Source organism: Streptomyces sp. NPDC046465 (genome assembly GCF_040646035.1).
In the GTDB taxonomy this organism is placed as follows: domain Bacteria; phylum Actinomycetota; class Actinomycetes; order Streptomycetales; family Streptomycetaceae; genus Streptomyces.
In genome coordinates this window covers 63,614-77,107 of the sequence record NZ_JBEYZK010000007.1, presented here as the reverse complement: position 1 = coordinate 77,107, position 13,494 = coordinate 63,614, and the positions used below count along the sequence as shown (strand labels likewise).

Sequence of the window (13,494 nt, the reverse complement as noted above, 5' to 3'; positions counted from 1 at the left end):
GTCACCGTGCGCCGCCGCCCAGCCAGTCCAGGTCGGAGCCGGTGTCGCGGCGGCCCGCCCCGACGAGTTCGAGGAACGCCTGCTGCAGGGAGGGCGCCGCGCCCCGTACCTCCGCGAGGGTGCCGTGGGCGCGGATGCGTCCCGCCGCCATGACGGCGACCCAGTCGCAGAGCGACTCGACGAGCTCCATGACGTGGGAGGAGAAGACGACGGTGGCGCCGGACGCGGTGTAGCGCTCGAGGACGCCGCGGATGGTCTGGGCGGAGACGGGGTCCACGCCCTCGAACGGCTCGTCGAGGAAGAGGACTTCGGGGTTGTGGAGGAGGGCGGCGGCGAGGCCGGTCTTCTTGCGCATGCCGGTCGAGTAGTCGACGACGAGTTTGTGCTGGGCGCCCGCGAGGTCGAGTACGTCGAGGAGCTGGGTGGCGCGCTTGTCGACCTCGGCGCCGGGCAGGCCGCGCAGCCTGCCGGTGTACGCGAGGAGTTCGCGGCCCGAGAGCCGCTCGAAGAGGCGCAGGCCCTCGGGGAGCACGCCGATGCGGGCCTTGACCTCGACGGGGTCGCGCCACACGTCGTGGCCGACGACCTCGACGGTGCCCTGGTCGGGCCTGAGCAGGCCGGTGACCATGGAGAGCGTGGTGGTCTTGCCCGCACCGTTGGGGCCGACCAGACCGATGAACTTGCCCGCGGGGAGCGTGAGATCGATCCCGGCCACCGCCGCCTGTCCGCCGAATCGCTTCCAGAGCCCCTGGACCCGTACCGCCGCCTCGGTCACCGTGCCGCCCTCCGCCGCTCTCCGCCGCTTTCGTCGTGTCCGCACGATACGACGGCGGTGGCTGCCGCGGGCTCAGCCGCTCATGCGGCGGCTCAGCGGCGCGCTTCCCTGCCGGACGCGTAGGCAAGCGGCGAGATGATCTCTTCCGCGTCCGGCAGCCAGCGGTTGGCGGCGGTGGGGCGGCAGGCCCACTGGACGGCGCCGATGGCGCCGAAGCGGGTCGGGGGAGCGGCTACGTAGGTGCCCTCGCCGAAGCAGATCAGGTCGATGGCGGCGGGCGGCCAGCCCAGCTTGCGGACGAGGTCGGGGACCTTGGCGGCGGCGCCCGGCAGCACGAAGAACTGCATGCGCCGGTCGGGGGTGCAGGTCACGGGGCCGAGCGTGAGCTCCATCCGCTCCATGCGGGCGAGCGCGAGGAACCCGGCGGTCTCGGGCACGTCGATCGCGTCGAAGGTGCGCCCGGTGGGGAGCAGGATCGAGGCGTTGCCCTGCTTCTGCCAGAGCCGGCGGGCCACGGTCGCACTGCCGGTGGCCTGGGTCGCCCAGTCCTCGCGGGCGGGGTGCGCGCCGGGCGCGTCGCATCCGGTCTCGCCGCACGAGCACCGCTCGACGCCCTCGACGGACTCGAGCCAGGTCCCGGGGACCACGTCCCAGTGCCGCTCCTCCGCATATCGCACGGCCGTGTCAAGCAAGGCTTCGCCGCGCTGCTTCGGGATCTGCGCGGCTGACGTGACTCCGATGGTCTCTTCCACGGAGTTCTCAACTCCCCGTGCCACCTCGGGTTACGGGCGCACGCGAGGGCGGGGGAGGAGCATCGATCCTGCGAGTGGGGCGCATGGGTGCACGGGTGGGGGCGCGCATGGGGATTGGCTTCCGGGGGCGGGTAGCCACGTCAAGGGCAATCAGAGGAGGCCTCGGAGGAAGCCCGCGGGCCGGGAGGTCCGCACGGAGGCCCAGGTCCGCACAGAGGTTCGTGCAGATTCGCATTTGTAGTTCTTAATGGCTTCTTTTGCTTCTTTTGTGGCGCATCTTCGCCTTGTCCCAAGGGCATTGATCATCGTGCGGCGGTCCACGGCGGCCGTCCGTTCCGATGGTCCCGGTGCACACAGGGGGTACGCCATGGCCGCAAGGCCGCTCGTCGCGCGACAGCCCAACGAAAGGCTGCAGGCGCTCATTCAGGAGGCCGGCTGCTCCAACGCCGGACTCGCCCGCCGGGTCAACATGTGCGGCGCTGAGCACGGTGTCGACCTGCGCTACGACAAGACGTCCGTGGCCCGCTGGCTGCGCGGTCAGCAGCCGCGCGGGCGGGCGCCCGGCATCATCGCGGAGGCGCTCGGCCGCAAGCTGGGCCGCACCGTCACCATCGACGAGATCGGCATGGCGAACGGCAAGAACCTCGCCTCCGGCGTGGGACTGCAGTTCTCGCCGACCGTTCTCGGCGCCATCGAGCAGGTCTGTGAGCTGTGGCGCAGCGACGTGGGCCGGCGTGACTTCCTCTCCGGCTCGTCCGTGGCCGCGTCCGCGCTCGTCGAGCCGAGCCGCGACTGGCTGATCTCCTCGCCGGACTCGCAGGTCGGGCGGTCCGCGGGGCCGCGCGTCGGCATGTCGGACGTGGCGGCGGTCAAGGCGATGACGGAGGCGCTGACGCAGCTGGACCACCAGTTCGGCAGCGGCCATGTGCGGCCGGTCGTCGTGCACTACCTCAACTCCGTGGTCTCCGGGCTCCTCGCGGGCTCCTACCGGGAGGCGGTCGGGCGCGAACTCTTCGCCGCGGTGGCGCGGCTGACCGAGCTCGCGGGATACATGGCTGTCGACACGGGGCAGCCGGGCCTCGCCCAGCGCTATTACATCCAGGCGCTCCGGCTCGCCCAGGCGGCGGGCGACCGCGGGTACGGCGGGTACGTACTCGCCGCGTCGATGAGCCATCTCGCCGCCCAGCTCGGGAACCCGCGCGAGATCGCGCAGTTGGCGCGGGCCGCCCAGGAGGGGACGCGCGGGCGGGTCACGCCCCGCGCGCAGGCGATGTTCTACGCGGCGGAGGCGCGCGGGCACGCGCTCCTCGGCGACGCGCGGGCCACGCAGGTGGTGGCGGGCCGGGCGGTCGAGGCGATGGACCAGGCGTCCGGAGGCTCCGATTCCGGCGACGACCCCGTGTGGATCCGGCACTTCGACCACGCGTATCTGGCCGATGAAATGGCGCATTGTCACCGGGACTTGGGGCAGGCCGACGCGGCGGCGCGCAGCGCTCAGGAGTCCCTGGACGGCCACCCCGAGTCTCGGGCGCGGCGGCGGGCGATCGGTCTCGTCCTGCTGGCCACGGCGCAGGTGCAGCGGCGCGAGGTGGAACAGGCCTGCCATACGGGCCTGAAAGCCGTCGAACTGCTCGGCACGCTGCGGTCGAACCGCGGCGCGGAGTACCTGGAGGACTTCCAGGAGCGCCTTGAGCCCTACCGGGAGGAGCCGGTGGTACGGGAGTTCGGGGCGCGCCTCGACGTCCGGGCGGCGTGACGAATTCGCGGATCCGCCCCTGAACAGCGTCTGGGCAGGCGGTTCTGTTACTGCCGCCGCCCGGCGGAGATCGGCGTTCTGAGCTGCGTGGCAGAGGGATGTGGCGACCCGGTAGCGTGACCCGACGGTTCCGTAGGTCCCCCATATGTAGGAGTCCCGGTGACGCAGCAGAGCGGTCAGGGCGCTGCTTCCTCCGATCCGCAGCAGCCTGCGGCCCGGCCCGCCCACGAGGGCGTCGTGCTGCCCGCGGACGGCAGTGAGCCGCTGTTCCCCGGCACCGCGGGCCGGCACAGCGCCCCGGCGGGCGGCAGCCCGTGGGGCGAGCCCTGGGGGCCCGAGACGGCCGGACCGCCGCCGCCCGGCCAGGGCCAGGAGTGGGGCGCACCGCCCCAGCAGACCCCCGCCCAGCCGCTCCCCGCGGAGGGCACCGCACCCGACCCCGCGCAGGGCTACGGCCAGCAGGCGTACGGCGGCCAGGGTCACGGGCAGCAGGGGTACGGGCAGCAGGGGTACGGGGACCAGAGTTACGACGGCCAAGGCGGTCCGGGCTACGGGCAGCAGGGTTACGGCGGCCAGAGTTACGGGGGCCAGGGCTACGGAGGCCAGGCGTACGGCGCGGCGCAGCAGCCCGGGTACGCCACCGGTCAGCCGGGTCAGCCGGGTCAGCAAGGCCAGCCGGGTCAGGGGCAGCAGGGCTACCCGGCCCAGCAGGGCTTCCCGGCCCAGCAGGGCTATCCGGCCCAGCAGGGCTTCCCGGCCCAGCAGGGCTATCCGGCTCCGCAGAGCTACCCGGGCCCGCAGGCCCAGCCCGGCCACGGCTCGCACCGCGCGCACGCCGCCCAGGGCGACCCCTCCTACGGCGGTCAGCCGGGCCAGGGCGCGCACGGGGCGCAGGCGGCGCACGGCTCCCACGCTGCGCCGCAGCAGGTGCACGGCGCCCATGCCGCGCCGCCTTCGAGACCGGGCGCGCACGCCGCGCCACAGACCGGGCAGGCCCTGCCGCCCGCCGCGCCGAGGCAGGCGCAGGAGCTGCCCGCCGCCGTGACCGCCCCGCAGAGCATGCCGCTGCCGCCCGTCGCCGCGCCGGGCGCACCGTCCGACAGCGAGGCCACGCAGTACATCGCCCCGGTGCCCGCGGCCCCGTCCGCCGCGGACGAGGGGGCGACGCAGTACATACCCCCGGTGGCCCCCGGCGCCCTGCCGCCCGAGGCCCCCGCCGCCGACGCCACCCAGTTCCTTGGCCGCACAGGTACGCCCATGCCCGGCGCCATGCCAGGAGCCATGCCCGGCGCGACGTCGGACAGCGACCCCACTCAGTTCATAGCCCCCATACCGGGCGGAAACGCCCCCGCAGGCCACGGCTCAACGGGCCACGGCGCCCCGCCCGAGCCCGCCACCGCGCCCTTCGGCATCCGCCCCGGCGCCCCCGGCGACCGGCAGCCGCCCGCCGAGTTCGACAGCCTCTTCCGCACCGAGCCGGAATCCGAAGGCCCCGCCTCCACCCAGCAGATGCCCCGCGTCCAGGCCGAGGGCCCCGTGCCCGCGCCCCTGCCCGAGCCCGGCGGCAGCGGTCGCGGCGGCGGTCGGCGCGGCGGCGGCACCGGCTCGAAGGTGCCGCTGATCGCCGCCGTCGGCGTCGGTATCGCCGTGCTCGGCATCGGGGCGGGCGCCCTCCTCAGCTCGGGCGGCGGTGACGACGACAAGGAGGACGACGGCCAGACGGTCTCCGCGTCCTCCGAGCCCGACGACCGGCCCTCGCCGACCGCCGACCCCGTCAAGGACCAGGCCGTCGCCCTGGACAAGCTCCTGGCCGACAGCAACAACAGCCGTGACACGGTGATCGCCGCCGTACGCAACGTCGGGAAGTGCCAGAACCTCGGCCAGTCGGCGAAGGACCTGCGCGGTGCGGCCAGGCAGCGGGACGGTCTCGTCACCCGGCTCGCCGCCCTCAAGGTCGACAAGCTCCCCGCCAACGACCAGCTGACCGCCTCCCTCAACAGGGCCTGGAAGGCCTCGGCCGCGGCCGACAACCACTACGCGGCCTGGGCGGGCCAGGTGAGCGGCAAGAAGGGCTGCCACAAGGGCCGCGCCCGCAACACCTCGCAGGCCGCGGCGGGCAACAAACAGAGCGGCGCGGCGACGACCGCGAAGGAGCAGGCCGCGAACCACTGGAACGCGATCGCCCGCAAGTACGGCCTGACCGAGCGCAACAGGACCCAGCTCTGATCGGTGGGAAGGGCCCTTGTGAAAGGGTCCTCAGACCGTCTGCTCCAGCGTCTTCTCCACGTTCACGAACCCCCGGCGCGCCGGGACGAGCCGCCCGTCCCGCACCACCTGGAACGTGACGCCCGAGTTGATCAGGCGCGGGAACTCGCTGGCCGCGAGCAGGTCCTCGAAGCGCCAGCTCAGCGGCGGGGTGAGGCCACCCGTGTCGACCCGCAGGCCGCCGTCGAGGGCGCGGCGCAGCGTGCGCGACGAGACCTCGCCGTCGAGCGACTCGACGACCTGCTTCAGGACGGTGTACGCGATCCACGTCGTCTGGACGCCCGCGTCCGCGGGGTCGACCCGGTTGTCGCCGAACGCCTGCTCGCGGATGACCTCCCGCATCTGCGACCACCGGGGGTCGCCCGTCGCGGGGTACCAGCCGGTGACGTACGCCCCTTCGTAGGGGCCGCTCGCGCCGCCGGTGCGGTCGATGAGGGACTGGTCGACGCTGCCGAGCACCGAGGAGATCCGGACCGGCGGATAGTCGTCCTTGGTGCGGCGGAACGAGTCGTAGAAGGTGTCCGTGCGCGCCCCGAGCGCGGCCGTCACACAGCCGTCGTCGGAGCCCGCGGACTTCAGGGCCTGCTCGGCCTGCGGGGTGAGGTCGGTGCCGTCCTCGGGGGCCCGGATGTCGGCGACGGGCCTGTGGTGGCCGTCGGCGAGGCCCTGGTTGAGGAGTTTGGGCAGCTCGTCACCGGCGAGGGTGTCGGGGCGTACGAGGGAGACGCGGGCGCAGCGGGCGGCGAGCTGTCGGCCGTTGCCTGCGAGCAGGGCCGGTTCGCCGCCGTTGACCGGGTAGGAGAGCGGGCTGCTGAACTCGTCGTCGGTGATGCCGTAGCCCCCGATGTAGGGGATCCCCGCGCCCTCCAGCGGGGCGAGGAAGGAGCTGCCGTGCTGGCTGTACGCGCCGACGACCGCCGCCACGTCGTTGTCGACCGCCTCGCGCGCGCAGTCGGCGGCGCCCACCGTGTCGTTGTGGTCGTTGCAGGTGAGGACCTTCAGCTCGTGGCCGTTCAGGCCGCCGTGCGCGTTGACCCAGCGCGCGTAGGCCTGCGCCATGGCGGGGACGCCCGGCTTGTTGGTGGCCTTGGTCTTCTCGGGCGCCCAGGTCATGACGGTGATCGGGTCATCCCTGGAACCCCCCGTGGTGCCAGGGATGACCCCGCAACCGGATATCAGGGACGTACACGCCGCCGCGGCGGCCGCGGAGAGCAGAGCGGTTCGGGTGGGGCGGGGGAGGGGAGTGCGTCGCCAGCCGGTCATGTCCCTGCACGATTCCGTCGCGCGGCCAACCGTGGAGTGACTCGTCTTCAACGGACAGTGACATGACGGTGAACGGGCGGGGTCCGGTTCGCGTGCGCGGGGTGGGAACGTACGATCCATGACCGTGCAAGGTTCGGAGAAGTCTTCCCGTCGCGGCCGTCGCTCCAGCACCATGGGCGGTATGCCGACCAACGACATGCCGTGGTGGCGCTGGCGCAGCAACGTGCGCTCGGCGCTGCACATGCTCTCCGACCCCGAATTCCAGCGGGAGTGCTGGCTCGCGGGGCGTGATGAGTACGGGGACGTGACCGATGCCGTGTATCGCCTCGTCGAGGACACCTGGCTCGACAACTGGTCCGCCGAGAAGTACGTGGGCACGATCTTCCGCGACCCGCAGGAGGCGGCCCTCGTCGACACGGCCGTGCTGCGGGTCCTGCGGATCATGCACGAGGTCGGCCCCGACGCGCTGGTCTCCGTCTATCTGCGGCACCCCGGGTGGCCCGAGGCCGTCCACGCGGCGCGCGACGCGCACGTACGCCTCGCGGCGGGCGACGGGGAGGACCCGGACGAGCCGCCGAGAACCCTCGAAGTGCTGCGGATCCTGACGCGCTCCGCCTGAGAGCCGGAGCCTGTCCACGGACCCCCGCCCGCGCGCCGGTCCGACGGGCGGGACGATTGCCCTGGGCGGTGTCCGCTGTGGGAACCTTGGCCGCATGAACGAGCAGTCCGCCGCCCCCGCCGCCCCCGTTGAGCAGTACGTCCTCACCCTCTCCTGCCCCGACAAGCAGGGCATCGTGCACGCCGTGTCGAGCTACCTCTTCATGACCGGCTGCAACATCGAGGACAGTCAGCAGTTCGGCGACCACGACACCGGACTGTTCTTCATGCGCGTGCACTTCTCCGCCGAGGCGCCGGTGACCGTCGACAAGCTGCGGGCGAGCTTCGCCGCCATCGGCGACTCCTTCCGCATGGACTGGCAGATCCACCGCGCCGAGGACCGGATGCGGGTCGTGCTGCTCGTGTCGAAGTTCGGGCACTGCCTGAACGACCTGCTGTTCCGCTCCCGGATCGGCGCGCTGCCCGTGGAGATCGCCGCGGTCGTCTCCAACCACACGGACTTCGCCGAGCTCGTCGCCTCGTACGACATCCCCTTCCACCACATCCCGGTGACGAAGGAGAACAAGCCGGAGGCCGAGGCGCACCTCCTTGAGGTCGTGCGCTCCCTCGACGTGGAGCTGGTCGTCCTCGCCCGCTACATGCAGGTCCTCTCGGACGACCTGTGCAAGGAGCTGAGCGGGCGGATCATCAACATCCACCACTCGTTCCTGCCGAGCTTCAAGGGCGCGAAGCCGTACCACCAGGCGCACGCGCGCGGTGTGAAGCTGATCGGCGCCACCGCGCACTACGTGACCGCCGACCTCGACGAGGGGCCGATCATCGAGCAGGAGGTCGAGCGGGTAGGCCACGGCGTCACCCCCGACCAGCTGGTCGCGATCGGCCGTGACGTGGAGTGCCAGGCGCTCGCGCGGGCCGTGAAGTGGCACGCGGAGCGCCGCATCCTCCTCAACGGCCGCCGTACGGTCGTCTTCGCCTGACCCCGCCACCTGCATCCGGCTCCTACATCCGGCTCAGCGAGGCCGCCGCGGACAGCACGTCGCGGATGGCCTCGCGGTCGCCGTCCTGACCCGCGGCCGCCTCCTGGGGCGAGACGTGGCCCGCGGCCAGGCGGCAGAACTCGACGCCGTCGAGCGCCACATGGGCCACCTCGTGCTCGGGAGAGGCGACCGCCGCGGGGGAGTCGAGCGGGATGAGCCACTCGCCGCCGCCGAGCCCCTCGATCTCCAGGCGCAGGCTGCGGCCCGGCGCCCCCGCCGCGACCAGTCGGCGGACGGGCGATGCGAGGCCGGAGCGGCGGCGTCCGGCGAGTGTGCCGGGGAGCATCCGCGCGGCGAGGTCGATCATGTGGTGGAGGTGCCGGGGCGAGGGCGGCGCGTACGGGTAGTCCACGGCGTGGGCGATGTCGCCCGCGTGGATCCAGCACTCGAAGGCGCGGTCCACCATCGCGTCCCGCAGCGGGAGCTCGACCGTCCGGCGCGCCTCGGGGCCCGTGCCGACGCCCGGCACGGCCACCGTGCCGTACGGCACCGGGAGCCGCCCCGAGCCGTCACCGGCGAACGAGACCGTGCGGATCAGCTCGTGCGTCTGATCGCGCCAGGGGGTGCGCACCGCGCGGGTGGGCGGGAAGTACGAGGCGCGCCAGTACGCCTCGGTGCGGTGGTCCGGGTCCTGCTCCACCCTGACGTCGGTGCCGAGCGGGTCGTCGAGGCCGAGGGCGAGCCCGACCATGCCGTCGACCGCGAGCAGATGCGCGATGACCCCGGCCACGGTGGTCTTCCTGCTGACAGGGCCGTCCTCGTCGAACCAGCGAAGGCGCACAGGGGCGTGCCACTCCGCGTCGCCGATGTCCTGCAGCAGGGCGTCCAGGCGGGCGGTCTCCGCGTCGTAGGGAACGGCCCACTCGGGCACCGGGATACGCGGCGGGCGGCGGCCCAGGCAGCTCTCCAGGACGCGGGTGCGCAGGCCCGGATCGAGGTCGAGGCTCTCTTCGGAGTGGAGCAGGCCGACGGCGTCGCGCAGCCGCAGGGCCTCGTCGGCGCAGGGCCCGCAGTCGCCCAGGTGTTCCTCGACGGCGGTGGCTTCCTCGGCGGAGCAGGCGGAGAGGGCCCAGGCGCCGAGGAGGGACTTCAGGACGCGGTGTTCCAGGAGGAGCGGGGCCGGGGGCGGGTCGGGCACGGGGCGGCCGGTGTCCTCTATGGAGGAACGCGGCATCGGTATGCGCGGGGTGGCCTCGGTCTCGTGCGGCTCGCCCTCGGTGCCGTCGTCCGGGCGGTCGGCGCCGGTCACAGCGCTGTCCCGGTGCTGCGGGCGGCGCCCGCCGACGGGTCGCCGGTGTCGTTGGCCGTGGACAGGAGCTGCAGGCCGAGGCGGAGCCTGCGGCGGGCCTCGTCCTCGGTGACGCCGAGGTCGGTGGCCGTCTGGCGGTAGTCGCGCCGCTGGAAGTACGCGAGTTCGAGGGCGGCCCGCAGCGGGGTGGGCATGGCGGTGACGATGTAGTCCGCGCGGGCCGCCGCGGAGGCGCGGAGCACCTTGCGCTCCAGCTCCTCCTGCGTGCCCTCGCCGCCGCGGGCGAGCGCGGCGGACTCGGTCTGGCGGAGCCTGCGGACGGCGTGCCGGTGGGTGAGCGTGGCGATCCAGGAGCGCAGCGGGCCCTGCCGGGGGTCGTACGCGTCGGGGTTCTCCCAGACGTGGGTGAAGACTTCGCGAGTGATGCGGTCGGCGGCGAGCTCGTCGTCGAGGACGCGGTGGGCGAGGCTGTGCACGAGCGAGGCGAAGCGGTCGTAGAGCTCGCCGAGTGCGGCGGCCTCTCCGTGCGCGAGCCGCTGCTGCATCCGGCGGTCCCAGCGCCGCGGCGCGTCCTTGGGCATGCGGCCCCCTCGTGCGCTTGCCTCGTACTGCCTACTCCGACTACTCCGACGGTACTTCCCGTTCGTCGTTTCGCGTCCTCGGCTCCCCTTCGAATGTAGTCGGCCGCGCTGGAGGAACGCTCTCGTTTGCGGCAAAGCGGGCCCCTTGCCGGAGGCCGGATGATATTGACGAGGGTTTGCTGGTGTTTCATGAGGGGAGTGGTGGGGCAGCCGAAGCAGAACGAAACGTAGGAACTGCTTCCGGTTAGCTCCGGAACGACTGACAGGCAGGGCAGGGCGAGCGAGAGGCGTGACGCGTGACGCTCCAGGTGACGGTGGGCGAGCAGGACGGCTGGTCCGTGCTGTGCGTCTCCGGTGAGATGGACCTGCTGACCTCGCCCGTGGTGCGCCAGCGCGTGCACGAGGCCGTGGCCGACGGCCGCCGTCGTATCGTGCTCGACCTCTCCGAAGTGCTGTTCTGCGACTCCAGCGGCGTCGGCGTGCTGATCGCCACGCGCCGGCTGATCCGTTCCTTCCAGGGCCACCTGCGGCTGATACTGCCCGCGAAGGGCGCCGAGGACGGCTCGCACGTCAACCGCGTCCTCGCGGCCCTCGGCGTGCGCCGCCTCTTCGAGGTCTTCCCCGACGTACCGGCGGCCCTTGAGGACGGGGCGACCCCGCTGTCGGCCTAGGGCCGCCTGTCCCGGCTCATGCGACGTGCGCATCCCCTCGCGGTCGTCGTCGTGGGTGAGCAACTCCACACGGAACAGCGCCTCCTGGGCCTCGGACCGCATCTCGTAGGACCGGAAGCGCGACTCCTCGCTCTCCTCGTGACGGCCCTCGGTCCTGCTGAACCAGCGGTCGACGATGGCGGACAGTGCAGCACATCACGTGTGTGCCACACCCTTGTCCCGGAATTCCGGCGGTCTTGACACAAGCATCGCTTTCCCGTCTCCGGGCACTCGTGACGACGTACGCTCGCTGCCGGGGAACAGCCCCGGAGCATGCACCCAACCGCGGAAGTGAGGCGGCCCGAAGATCATGGACAGTGCCGAGTACGAGCGTAGGATCGCGGCCCGGTTCGCCACCTTCGACCAGGATGGCAACGGATACATCTCCCGTGAGGACTTCAGCACGGCGGCGGCCGCCCTGTGCACGGAGTTCGGCGCGACGGCGCGGTCCGAGCAGGGGCAGGCCCTCTACATCGGGGCCGAGGCGTTCTGGCAGGGCATGGCCGGGATCGCGGACCGAGACGGGGACCAGCGGATCACCCGGGACGAGTTCGTGGGCGGCGCGGTGAAGCGGCTGCGGGACAACCCCGACCGGTTCGCCGAGATCGCCCGGCCGTTCCTGCACGCGGTGATCGGTGTCGCGGGCGCCGACGCCACGGTGCCCCCGGACGCGGCCGGGCGCGCGCTCAGGGCGCTGGGCGTGCCCGAGGACGTCGCGACGGAGGTGGCCGCCGCCCTGGACGCGGACGGCGACGGCCGGGTCACGGAGCAGGAGATCGTGCAGGCCTTCGCGCAGTACTTCACGGTCCCCGAGTAGGGCGTACGGGCGGCGGCGCGCGACAGCCGCGCCGGTCGCGCCGGTCGCGTCAGTCCGAGAAGCGCTCGCGCAGCTTGTACTTGAGGACCTTGCGCAGCGTCTCGTTGCGGGGAAGCGCCTCGACCAGCTCCAGCTGTTCCGGCAGCTTGTAGGTGGCGAGGCCTTCCCCGCGCAGGTACGAGGTGACGGCCGTCAGCGTCAACGTACCCGTGCCCGCACGTGGTTCGACCACCGCGCAGACCCGCTCCCCGCGCTCGGGGTCGGGCAGGCCCACGACCGCGGCCTCGCCCACGGCCGGATGCTGGTGGAGCAGGTCCTCGATCTCCTTGGCGGAGATGTTCTCGCCCTTGCGGATGATGATGTCCTTCGCCCGCCCGGTGAGCACCAGATGGCCGCTCTTCCTGAGGTGGCCGAGGTCCCCGGTGATCAGGAACCCGTCGGCGTCGAAGACGGCCGCGCTCTGCACCGGGTCCAGGTAGCCCCGGCAGACCGCCTCCCCGCGCAGCCGCACCTCGCCGTCCGTGTCGGGCGGCAGTACCGTGCCGTCCGCGTCGGTGACGCGGATCTCCATGCCCTCCGGCGGCAGCCCCTCGGTCGTCGCGAGGTTCTCGGCGGTGTCGTCAGGGGCGCCCATGGTGATCATCGGCACCTCGGTCATGCCGTACCCGTGGGTGAGCTGACAGCCCATCTCGCGCACCACCGCGTGGTAGACCTCCGGCGGCTTGGGCGCGCCGCCGCCCGCGAGCAGGCGCAGGGTCGGTATGAGCCGCTGCCCCTCGGCCAGTTGGCGCTGTTCGGTGAGGAACATCGAGTAGAACGCCGTCGAGCCGCCCGCCACGGTCACGCCGTGCCGCCGGTAGCCGTCGAGGGCGGCGGGCAGCGCGAAGTGCTCGAACATGACCGCGGGGAATCCGTAGAGCAGCAGCATGACGGTGTAGTCGGGCCCTGCGATGTGCGCGAAGGGGAACGCCATCGAGCCGACGTCCGACTCCGTCAGGTGCAGGGCGTGCGCCAGGCACGAGCCGCCCGCGATCAGTGAACGGTCCGTGTGGAGCACGCCCTTGGGGTCGGACGTGGTGCCCGAGGTCCAGTAGATCCAGCGCACGGACGTCCCGTCGGAGGGCGGCGGGGGCAGCACGGACGGGTCGCCGTCGGGCAGTGAGTCGTACGCCTCGAAAACCTCGAACTCTTCTCCCGCACCGAGCCGGTGGGCCATCTCCATGTGGTCGAAGCCGCGCCAGACGCCGGGCACGGCGAGGAACTCCGCCTTCGACTCGCGCAGTGCGAAGCCGACTTCGCGGTCGCGGTGGAAGGGGATGAGCGGCGACTGGACGGCGCCGATGCGGGCGAGCGCGAAGGAGAGCAGGGCCGTCTCGATGCGGGTGGGCAGCTGCCAGGCGACGACGGTGCCGGGCCGCACCCCCATGGCGTGCAGACCGGCGGCGACGCGCTCGGCGCGGTCGTGCAGCTCGCCGAAGGTGAGGGTGCGGTCGTCGGCGGGGTGGGCACCGGCCTGGAGGAGCACGGGCCGTTCGGGGGTGAGGGCGGCGCGGCGTGCGATCAGTTCCCAGAGCGTGCGGGACTCACCCAGTTCGTACGCGGTCTCGTGGCGCACGGTCCTCATGCGATCCCCTCCCGGCCCGGAAAATTGGAACTGACGCCGCGTCAGAT

At 72.7% G+C, this 13,494-nt stretch carries 12 protein-coding genes; 6 read left to right on the top strand and 6 right to left on the bottom strand.

Annotation, left to right across the window (positions count from 1 at the left end; translation table 11 throughout):
• Position 1: 1 nt before the first annotated feature.
• Both ABZ953_RS12700 and ABZ953_RS12695 read right to left on the bottom strand, forming a co-directional pair.
• Positions 2 to 820, bottom strand: a complete 819-nt coding sequence (locus ABZ953_RS12700) for an ABC transporter ATP-binding protein (protein WP_361721202.1) — start codon at positions 818 to 820, stop codon at positions 2 to 4.
• 47 nt (positions 821 to 867) lie between these two features.
• Positions 868 to 1,527 (bottom strand): bifunctional DNA primase/polymerase, encoded by a 660-nt coding sequence (locus tag ABZ953_RS12695; protein WP_361721199.1) that lies wholly within the window; start codon positions 1,525 to 1,527, stop codon positions 868 to 870.
• 367 nt (positions 1,528 to 1,894) lie between these two features.
• On the opposite strand from ABZ953_RS12695, the gene ABZ953_RS12690 reads away from it, so the two are divergent.
• Complete coding sequence (locus tag ABZ953_RS12690) at positions 1,895 to 3,283, top strand: transcriptional regulator (protein WP_361721196.1); 1,389 nt, start codon at positions 1,895 to 1,897, stop codon at positions 3,281 to 3,283.
• Positions 3,284 to 3,442: 159 nt separating this feature from the next.
• The gene (locus tag ABZ953_RS12685; protein ID WP_361721193.1) at positions 3,443 to 5,509 is read left to right on the top strand and encodes a hypothetical protein; all 2,067 of its coding nucleotides are present in this window, start codon (positions 3,443 to 3,445) and stop codon (positions 5,507 to 5,509) included.
• Between the two features lie 30 nt (positions 5,510 to 5,539).
• On the opposite strand, the gene ABZ953_RS12680 is transcribed toward ABZ953_RS12685, so the two are convergent.
• Positions 5,540 to 6,811, bottom strand: coding sequence for an ABC transporter substrate-binding protein (locus ABZ953_RS12680; RefSeq protein ID WP_361721190.1), 1,272 nt, complete (start codon positions 6,809 to 6,811; stop codon positions 5,540 to 5,542).
• Positions 6,812 to 6,929: 118 nt separating this feature from the next.
• On the opposite strand from ABZ953_RS12680, the gene ABZ953_RS12675 reads away from it, so the two are divergent.
• Both ABZ953_RS12675 and purU read left to right on the top strand, forming a co-directional pair.
• The gene (locus ABZ953_RS12675) at positions 6,930 to 7,430 is read left to right on the top strand and encodes a hypothetical protein (protein WP_361721187.1); all 501 of its coding nucleotides are present in this window, start codon (positions 6,930 to 6,932) and stop codon (positions 7,428 to 7,430) included.
• A gap of 94 nt (positions 7,431 to 7,524) precedes the next feature.
• On the top strand, positions 7,525 to 8,406 hold the full coding sequence (purU, locus tag ABZ953_RS12670; RefSeq protein WP_361721184.1) for a formyltetrahydrofolate deformylase: 882 nt from the start codon (positions 7,525 to 7,527) through the stop codon (positions 8,404 to 8,406).
• 22 nt (positions 8,407 to 8,428) lie between these two features.
• Here the strand turns inward: purU and ABZ953_RS12665 are convergent, their stop codons facing one another.
• A complete protein-coding gene (locus ABZ953_RS12665; RefSeq protein WP_361721181.1) occupies positions 8,429 to 9,715 on the bottom strand; it encodes a zf-HC2 domain-containing protein in 1,287 nt (428 codons plus the stop codon).
• Positions 9,712 to 10,296 (bottom strand): sigma-70 family RNA polymerase sigma factor, encoded by a 585-nt coding sequence (locus ABZ953_RS12660; protein ID WP_361721178.1) that lies wholly within the window; start codon positions 10,294 to 10,296, stop codon positions 9,712 to 9,714. Before ABZ953_RS12660 ends, ABZ953_RS12665 begins: the two co-directional genes overlap by 4 nt.
• A 296-nt stretch (positions 10,297 to 10,592) precedes the next feature.
• Between ABZ953_RS12660 and ABZ953_RS12655 the strand changes: the two genes are divergently transcribed.
• The gene (locus ABZ953_RS12655) at positions 10,593 to 10,967 is read left to right on the top strand and encodes an STAS domain-containing protein (RefSeq protein ID WP_361721175.1); all 375 of its coding nucleotides are present in this window, start codon (positions 10,593 to 10,595) and stop codon (positions 10,965 to 10,967) included.
• A 349-nt stretch (positions 10,968 to 11,316) separates the two neighbouring features.
• Complete coding sequence (locus tag ABZ953_RS12650; RefSeq protein WP_361721172.1) at positions 11,317 to 11,823, top strand: EF-hand domain-containing protein; 507 nt, start codon at positions 11,317 to 11,319, stop codon at positions 11,821 to 11,823.
• A 49-nt stretch (positions 11,824 to 11,872) separates the two neighbouring features.
• Here the strand turns inward: ABZ953_RS12650 and ABZ953_RS12645 are convergent, their stop codons facing one another.
• A complete protein-coding gene (locus ABZ953_RS12645) occupies positions 11,873 to 13,447 on the bottom strand; it encodes an AMP-binding protein (RefSeq protein ID WP_361721169.1) in 1,575 nt (524 codons plus the stop codon).
• Between the last annotated feature and the right edge of the window lie 47 nt (positions 13,448 to 13,494).

What these genes read in the sequence shown, in the direction of transcription:
- ABZ953_RS12675 (WP_361721187.1), top strand. Translation starts at nt 6,930, where the DNA reads ATGACCGTGCAAGGTTCGGAGAAGTCTTCCCGTCGCGGCCGTCGCTCC.
- ABZ953_RS12650 (WP_361721172.1), top strand. Translation starts at nt 11,317, where the DNA reads ATGGACAGTGCCGAGTACGAGCGTAGGATCGCGGCCCGGTTCGCCACC.
- ABZ953_RS12680 (WP_361721190.1), bottom strand. Translation starts at nt 6,811, where the DNA reads ATGACCGGCTGGCGACGCACTCCCCTCCCCCGCCCCACCCGAACCGCT.
- ABZ953_RS12660 (WP_361721178.1), bottom strand. Translation starts at nt 10,296, where the DNA reads ATGCCCAAGGACGCGCCGCGGCGCTGGGACCGCCGGATGCAGCAGCGG.
- purU (WP_361721184.1), top strand. Translation starts at nt 7,525, where the DNA reads ATGAACGAGCAGTCCGCCGCCCCCGCCGCCCCCGTTGAGCAGTACGTC.
- ABZ953_RS12645 (WP_361721169.1), bottom strand. Translation starts at nt 13,447, where the DNA reads ATGAGGACCGTGCGCCACGAGACCGCGTACGAACTGGGTGAGTCCCGC.
- ABZ953_RS12690 (WP_361721196.1), top strand. Translation starts at nt 1,895, where the DNA reads ATGGCCGCAAGGCCGCTCGTCGCGCGACAGCCCAACGAAAGGCTGCAG.